The 6,040-nt window shown below is 69.0% G+C and carries 4 protein-coding genes; all 4 read left to right on the top strand.

Going from position 1 to position 6,040, the window contains the following annotated elements:
• Nucleotides 1-79: 79 nt before the first annotated feature.
• The 4 genes from ACZ6S4_RS15075 (at nucleotide 80) to ACZ6S4_RS15060 (ending at nucleotide 5,956) form a co-directional block, all read left to right on the top strand.
• Nucleotides 80-856 carry a transporter substrate-binding domain-containing protein gene (locus ACZ6S4_RS15075; protein ID WP_465475486.1) on the top strand — a complete coding sequence of 259 codons (777 nt, stop codon included), beginning with the start codon at nucleotides 80-82 and terminating at the stop codon, nucleotides 854-856.
• Between the two features lie 14 nt (nucleotides 857-870).
• Nucleotides 871-1,659, top strand: a complete 789-nt coding sequence (locus ACZ6S4_RS15070) for an amino acid ABC transporter permease (RefSeq protein ID WP_465475485.1) — start codon at nucleotides 871-873, stop codon at nucleotides 1,657-1,659.
• A gap of 5 nt (nucleotides 1,660-1,664) precedes the next feature.
• Nucleotides 1,665-2,441, top strand: coding sequence for an amino acid ABC transporter ATP-binding protein (locus ACZ6S4_RS15065; protein WP_465475484.1), 777 nt, complete (start codon nucleotides 1,665-1,667; stop codon nucleotides 2,439-2,441).
• A 167-nt stretch (nucleotides 2,442-2,608) separates the two neighbouring features.
• A complete protein-coding gene (locus ACZ6S4_RS15060) occupies nucleotides 2,609-5,956 on the top strand; it encodes a 3-keto-alpha-glucoside-1,2-lyase-like domain-containing protein (protein ID WP_465475483.1) in 3,348 nt (1,115 codons plus the stop codon).
• Nucleotides 5,957-6,040 lie beyond the last annotated feature (84 nt).

The raw sequence follows: 6,040 nt of genomic DNA, 5'->3' as shown, positions 1-6,040 counted from the left end.
GTGGGCGGGGCCGGGAAAGAAAAAAAAACCAGGAACAAGAAAGAACCCCCCCCCCCCCCCCCCCCCCCCCCCCCCCCCGGTGCTGGCGATCGGCGGCCTCGCCGGATGCGCCAAAGAGGACACCGGGGGCACCACCGACACCGGCGTGGCGCTGGTCAAGGCCGGCGTGCTCACCACGTGCACCCACCTTCCGTACGCGCCGTTCCAGTCCAAGGACGCGTCCGGCAAGGTTGTCGGCTTCGACGTCGCGCTCGTCGACCTGGTCGCCGCCAAGCTCAAGGTGACCCAGGAGATCGTGGACACGCCGTTCGAGGGCATCAAGTCCGGCTCCGACCTCAACGCCGGCAAATGCGACATCGCCGCGGCCGGCATGACCATCACCGAGGAACGCAAGAAGGTGCTCGACTTCTCCGACCCTTACTTCGACGCGACCCAGGCGCTGGCCGTGCTCACCGGCAAGGAGGTCAAGACCCTGGAGGAGCTGGCCGGCAAGCGGCTCGGCGTGCAGGGCGGGACGACCGGCGAGGAGTACATCAACGCCCAGGTCAAGGAGAAGAAGCTGGATATCGAGGTGGTGTCCTACCGTGACCTCGCCGCGCTGCAGCAGGCGCTGGCCACCAACCAGATCGTCGCGGCCGTCAACGACCTGCCGGTGTGGAACGAGTACATCAAGGCCAACCCGGGCAAGGTCGTCGTCGCGACCGGCTTCGACACCGGCGAGCAGTACGGCTTTGCCGTCAAGAAGGGCAACGCGGCGCTGCTCAAGGTGGTCAACGAGGCCCTCGCGGCGGCGCGGTCCGACGGCACGTACGACAAGATCTACAAGAGCTGGATCGGCGAGAAGCCGGTCGGTTGATCCTCGACATGGTCATGAGCCGTCGCCGGCGGCAGCGGATGGTCCGCGTCGCTGGCTATGTCGTCTTCGCGCTGGTGATCGTGGCCGCGGTGAGCGCCGCGGACTGGGGCCGGCTGTCCGAGGCGTTCTTCCGGCTCGACGTCGCCGGGAGCATGTTCCCGCAGGCGATCACCGTCGCGCTGCGCAACACCATCGCGTACACGTTGCTGGCGTTCGTCTTCGGTCTCACGGTCGGGCTGGTCCTGGCCCTGATGCGGTTGTCGTCGATCCTGCCGTACCGGTGGCTCGCCACCGCCTACATCGAGCTGTTCCGCGGCCTGCCCGCACTGCTGGTGTTGTTCATGGTCGGCTACGGCGTGCCGCTGGCCTTTCCGGACCGGGAGATCCCCGGCGGGGTCTACGGCTCGGTGACCGTCGGTCTCGGCCTGACGGCCGCCGCCTACATGGCGGAGACCATCCGGGCCGGCATCCAGGCGGTGCCCAAGGGGCAGCTCGAGGCCGCCCGTACGCTGGGCATGTCGCACACCCGCGCGATGATCTCCATCGTGCTGCCGCAGGCGTTCCGGATCGTCATCCCGCCGCTGACCAACGAGATCATCCTGCTGACCAAGGACACCTCGTTGGTCTACGTCCTCGGCGTGACCTCGACGACGATCGAGCTCACCAAGTTCGCCGGCGACGCGCTCAACACGCGGGTCAACCCCACGCCGCTGGTGGTGGCCGGTCTGCTCTACCTCGTGATCACCCTGCCGTTGTCCCAGCTGGTCCGCGGGCTGGAGCGCCGGGCCCGGAGAGAGAGGTGAGCGGGATGTCCACCATCGAGATCAGCGGCCTGCACAAGTCCTTCGGCCAGCTGGAGGTGCTGCGCGGCATCGACCTCTCGGTCGATCCGGGCGAGGTCGTCTGCGTCATCGGTCCCTCCGGCTCCGGCAAGTCCACGCTGCTGCGCTGTGTGAACCTGCTGGAGGAGCCCAGCGCCGGCACGATCCGGGTGGCCGGCGCCGAGGTCACCGACCCGGACTGCGACATCGACGCCGTCCGCCGCGGCATCGGCATGGTCTTCCAGCAGTTCAACCTGTTCGGACACCTCACCGTCCGGGAGAACGTCACCATCGCGCAGCGCCGGGTCCTCAAGCGCAGCCGGGCTGAGGCCGACCGGATCGCGAAGGTGAACCTGGACCGGGTCGGTCTCGCCGACAAGGCGGATGCGTATCCCGCGCAGCTGTCCGGCGGCCAGCAGCAGCGGGTCGCCATCGCCCGGGCCCTGGCGATGGACCCGCAGCTGATGCTCTTCGACGAGCCGACCAGTGCCCTCGACCCCGAGCTGGTCGGCGAGGTGCTCGCGGTCATGCGGGGCCTGGCCGCCGAGGGCATGACCATGCTCGTGGTCACCCACGAGATGGCGTTCGCCCGGGAGGTCGCCGCGCGCGTCGTCTTCATGGACGACGGTGTGATCGTCGAGCAGGGCCCGCCGGCCACGGTGTTCGGCAGCCCCCGTGAGGAGCGCACCCGCGAGTTCCTGCACCGGGTGCTGGAGCCGACCCGGGTCAGCGAGACCGAGATCGGGGCCCATCTCACCGACTGACTTCTGAAGAAAAATTCAAAAGTTCATAGCTGGTTAACCAAAGTTGTGGACTTTGGTGCAGAAGGAGCCTAGGTTCCAGACATCGATGGTCGTCGACCCTCGATCCCGACCGTCCCGGTGTCTGGGGAGAGCGCTCTATGAGAATGTCGATGTTCACCCGTCCCCGTATGTCTGCGCTGGTCGGCGCTGCTTTGCTGGCCAGCCTGCTGCAAGCGGTCCCCGCCGCCGCGGCAGTCCCTCCCCAGCAGCCCGGCGTCACCCTGCGCACCTTCGACCTGCAGACCGCGCGCGACCGGATCTGCACCCTCAAGTCCGGCCAGACCCCGAACGTCGACAAGCTCCTGCCGACGGTCAACTGGAGCACCGCGGCGGACTTCGGCCTCGAGGACAACTTCCAGGCCGAGGTGATCGGCAACGTCACCATCCCCACCGCCGGCCTGTACACGTTCCGGCTCACCAGCGACGACGGCTCGCGGCTGCTGATCGACGGCGCGACCGTCATCAACCACGACGGGCTGCACGGCGTGACCTCGATGGAGGGTGGCATCACCCTCACGACCGGGTACCACAGCCTGCACATCGACTACTTCGAGGCCACCGGCGGCCAGCAGCTCACCCTGGAATGGCGCCAGCCGGGCGCCACCGCGTTCACCGTCGTGCCGAACTCGGCGCTGAGCACCGACGCCGGCGTGGTCCGAGTGACCGCGCCCGGCCGCAAGCAGTGCGAGGCGGCGGGGGACAGCCCCGGCGACGGCCTGCCGCTCAACGCCGTGCACCCCGGTTACACGCTCACCAACCTGCGCCCGGCCGGCTTCCAGCCGCAGGTGAGCGCGATGGACTGGTTCCCCGACGGGCGCCTGGCCATCGCCACCTGGGGCGGCAGCGAGACCGTGGCCGGTGAGGTGTACGTCCTCAGTGGCGCCACCGGCAGCACGTCGCCGAGCCAGGTCACGTACAAGAAGGTGGCCACCGGGTTGCGCGAGCCGATGGGCCTGAAGATCGTCGACGGCAAGATCTACGTGTCGCAGAAGCACGAGCTCACCGAGCTCAACGACACCAACGGCGACGGCGTCACCGACCAGTACCGCCGGGTCGCCACCTGGCCGTTCGACGGCAACTTCCACGAGTTCGCGTTCGGCCTGCTCTACAAGGACGGCTTCTTCTACCTGAACCTGTCCGTCTCCATCGACCTCGGCGGGGCCACCACCCAGCCGCAGGGCTCACCGAACCGCGGCACCAGCCTGAAGATCAACCGTTCGACCGGTGCGGTGGAGTACGTGGCCGGCGGCCTGCGCACCCCCGACGGTCTGGGCTGGGGGCCCGAGGGCGACATCTTTGTCCTGGACAACCAGGGCGGCTGGCTGCCCGCCTCGAAACTCGTGCAGATCAAGCCGAACCGCTTCTTCAACCACTACACCAACCCGGATGGCCCGTTCGACAACCAGCCGGTCACCCAGCCGGTGCTGTGGCTGCCGCAGAACGAGATCGCCAACTCGCCGAGCACGCCGCTGCTGCTGAACTCGGGACCGTTCTCGGGTCAGATGCTCTTCGGTGACGTCACGTACGGCGGCATCCAGCGCGCCTTCCTGGAGAAGATCAACGGCCAGTACCAGGGTGCGGTCTTCCGCCTGACGCAGGGCCTGGAGTCGGGCGTGCTCCGGCTGAGCCAGGGCCCCGACGGCGCGCTCTACACCGGCGGGCTCGGTGCGGGCGGCAACTGGGGCCAGGAGGGCAAGCTCACGTACGGGCTGCAGAAGCTCACGCCCAACGGGAACGCGGTCTTCGACATCAAGGCGATGCGGGCGGTCGCGGGCGGCTTCGAGCTGGAGTACACCCAGCCCGTGTCGGAGAGCACCGCCGCCCAGCTCGCCGCGCGGTACCGGGCCGAGCAGTGGCGCTACGTCCCGACCCCGTCGTACGGCGGCCCCAAGGTCGACGAGGAGGCACTGGCGGTGGCGTCGGCGACCCTCTCGGCGGACCGGCTCAAGGTGACGCTCAAGCTCAACGGGCTCAAGCCGGGCCGGGTCGTGCACGTCCGTTCCCCGCGACCGTTCACCTCGACGTCGGGCACCTCGCTGTGGAGCACCGAGGCCTGGTACACGCTCAACAGTCTCGCCGACGGCACGACGCTGCGCACGGACCGGGTCGAGGCCGAGAACGCCGGCCTCAGCGGCACTGCGGGCGTGGCTTCCGACCACACCGGCTACACCGGCTCGGGCTTCGTCGCCGGCTACGGCTCGGTCGGCGCGGCGACGACCTTCAGCGTCGACGTGCCGTCGGCCGGGTCGTACCCGGTGGCGCTGCGCTTCAGCAACGGACCGAACCCGTCGGCCGGCGCCAAGACCGTGAGCCTGTACGTCAACGGGAGCAAGGTGCGGCAGGTCAGCCTGGCCGACACCGGGAACTGGGACACCTGGGCGACCAAGACCGACACCGTGACGCTGCGGGCCGGCGGCAACACCGTCGCGTACAAGGTGGACACGGGCGACGCCGGCAACGTCAACCTGGACAGCCTGACCGTGGGCACCGGCACCGGCGGCACCACGACGGCGCGGACCGGCACCATCACCGGCATCGCCGGCAAGTGCCTCGACGTCGACAACGCCGGCACCGCCGACAAGACCAAGGTCCAGATCTACACCTGCAACAACTCGTCCGCGCAGAGCTGGACCCGGGTCGGTGACACGCTGCGGGCGCTCGGCAAGTGCCTGGACATCGACAACGCCGGCACCGCCGACGGCACCCGGGTCCAGCTGCACACCTGCAACAACAGCACCGCCCAGGTGTGGCAGGCCCAGCCCAACGGGTCGCTGCTCAACCCGCAGTCCGGCAAGGTGCTCGACGTCGCGGGCGGAGTCAGCACCGACGGCACCCCGGTGCAGATCTGGCAGTGGGCCGACGTGGCCCAGCAGAAGTGGACCCACAACGGCACCAGCCGGGTGACGCTGTTCGACGGCGGCAACCTGCAGGCCTTCCAGAACGCCGACGGCAGCGCACCGACGTGGCCGATCTCCGGCGGCTCGGCCGAGGTGCTGGGCGGAGACCTGCGCACCAAGCAGGCCTTCGGCGACTTCAAGCTGCACGCCGAGTTCTGGTTGCCGAACCTGCCGGCCGACGTGACCGGGCAGGCCCGGGCCAACAGCGGCATCTACCTGCAGGACCGCTACGAGGTCCAGATCCTCGACTCGTACGGCAAACCGGCCCTGGCCGACAACGACAGCGCGGCGATCTACCTGAAACGAGCGCCGTCCGCGAACGCCGGAACGGCCCCGGAGACGTGGCAGACCTACGACATCACGTTCCGGGCCGCCCGCTACAGCGGCACGACGAAGACCGAGGACGCCCGCGTCACCGTGGTCTGGAACGGCACGACGGTGCACAACAACGTCGCCATCGACGGTCCCACCGGCAACGGTGCCGCTCAGGGACCGGACATGCTGCCCATCCGCCTGCAGGACCACGGCGACCCGGGTGCCAACGTCCGCTACCGCAACCTCTGGATCGAACCCGCGTAGATGCGAGCGGCGGGGGGGGGGGGGGGGGGGAAGAGGGAACCACCCGCGGACGAACAAAAAGAAGGGAGAGGGGGGGGGACGGGG

This window comes from Actinoplanes sp. NPDC051405 (assembly GCF_055586185.1).
The sequence above is the reverse complement of the archived record's forward strand: the minus strand, read 5'-3'. Positions and strand labels throughout refer to the sequence as shown.

What these genes read in the sequence shown, in the direction of transcription:
- ACZ6S4_RS15065 (WP_465475484.1), top strand. Translation starts at nt 1,665, where the DNA reads ATGTCCACCATCGAGATCAGCGGCCTGCACAAGTCCTTCGGCCAGCTG.
- ACZ6S4_RS15070 (WP_465475485.1), top strand. Translation starts at nt 871, where the DNA reads ATGAGCCGTCGCCGGCGGCAGCGGATGGTCCGCGTCGCTGGCTATGTC.
- ACZ6S4_RS15060 (WP_465475483.1), top strand. Translation starts at nt 2,609, where the DNA reads ATGTCTGCGCTGGTCGGCGCTGCTTTGCTGGCCAGCCTGCTGCAAGCG.